The sequence below is a fragment of the Vibrio sp. 10N.247.311.49 genome, assembly GCF_041467655.1.
Classification (GTDB): Bacteria; Pseudomonadota; Gammaproteobacteria; order Enterobacterales; family Vibrionaceae; genus Vibrio; species Vibrio crassostreae_C.
This window is the reverse complement of record NZ_JBFSVA010000055.1, coordinates 1-1,569: the sequence shown is the minus strand read 5'-3', so window position 1 is coordinate 1,569 and position 1,569 is coordinate 1. Positions and strand designations below refer to the sequence as shown.

Genomic DNA, 1,569 nt, shown 5'->3' with positions numbered 1-1,569 from the left:
TCGCCGACATTCAATTGGTTAAACGCGTTGTTGGCTGTGAATGTCCAATGACCATTAGCGTCAATAGTCAGGTTACCGTTGGTGCCTCCAATGGAATCCGGTGTAAATGTATTATCTGGGTTATCGACGTCGGTACTGGTCAATGTTCCTGATGTTGTTACCGCTTTGTCGGTTTCATCGATGGCGACGGTCGCACTACTGACAGTAGCGGCGTCGTTAGTCCCGTTAATCGTCACTTTGACCGTTGACGTTGTGCCATCAATAGACGAGATAGTGAAGGTCTCTTCGACCTTATCGCCGACATTCAATTGATTAAACGCACTGTTCGCGGTGAACACCCAATGACCATTAGCATCAATAGTCAGGTCACCATTGGTGCCAGTAATCGAATCCGGTGTAAACGCATTATCTTGATTATCCACGTCGGTACTGGTCAATGTTCCTGAAGTCGTTACTGCTTTGTCGGTTTCATCGATGGCAACGGTCGTGCTACTGACAGTAGCGGCGTCGTTAGTGCCGTTAATCGTCACTTTGACCGTTGACGTTGTGCCATCAATAGACGATACAGTGAAGGTCTCTTCGACTTTATCGCCGACGTTCAATTGATTAAACGCACTGTTGGCGGTGAACACCCAATGCCCATTAGCATCAATAGTTAGGTCGCCATTAGCTCCAACAATGGAGTCTGGCGTAAATGTGTTATCAGGATTATCAACATCGGTACTGGTTAACGTGCCTGATGTCGTTACCGCTTTATCAGTCTCATCCACACTGACTGTTGCGGTACTGACTGTCGCTGCATCGTTAGTGCCATTAATCGTGACTTTGATCGTTGACGCTGTGCCATCAATAGACGAGACAGTGAAGGTCTCTTCGACTTTATCGCCGACATTCAATTGATTAAACGCGCTGTTAGCTGTGAATACCCAATGACCATTGGCATCAATGGTGAGATCACCGTTGGTACCGGAAATGGAATCGGGTGTGAACGCATTGTCTGGGTTATCCACGTCGATACTGGTTAGGGTGCCTGAGGTGGTTACCGCTCTGTCGGTTTCATCGATGGCGACGGTCGCACTGCTAACAGTGGCTTTGTCATTAGTGCCGTTAATCGCGACTTTAATGGTCGAAGGTGTGCCATCAACAGACGATACAGTGAAGGTTTCTTCGACTTTATCGCCGATGTTTAATTGATTAAATGCGCTGTTAGCGGTGAAGAACCAATGACCATTGGCATCAATAGTCAGGTCACCGTTGGTGCCTGAAATAGAATCCGGCGTAAACGTGTTGTCTGGGTTATCCACGTCAGTACTGGTGAGGGTTCCAGAAGTTGTTATAGCGCTGTCCGTTTCATCCACACTGACTGTTGCGGTACTGACTGTCGCTGCATCGTTAGTACCGTTAATCGTGACTTTAATGGTCGAAGGGGTGCCATCAACGGAAGTGACGGTAAAGGTTTCTTCGACTTTATCGCCGACGTTCAGTTGATTAAACGCGCTGTTGGCGGTGAATACCCAATGACCATTGGCATCAATAGTCAGGTCACCGTTGGTACCGGAAATGGAATCG

General features: G+C 47.7%; 1 protein-coding gene. It reads right to left on the bottom strand.

From position 1 onward, the window contains the following. Positions 1-1,569: VCBS domain-containing protein (locus AB6E54_RS22580; protein WP_372169058.1), on the bottom strand; the 1,569-nt coding region annotated here is incomplete at both ends.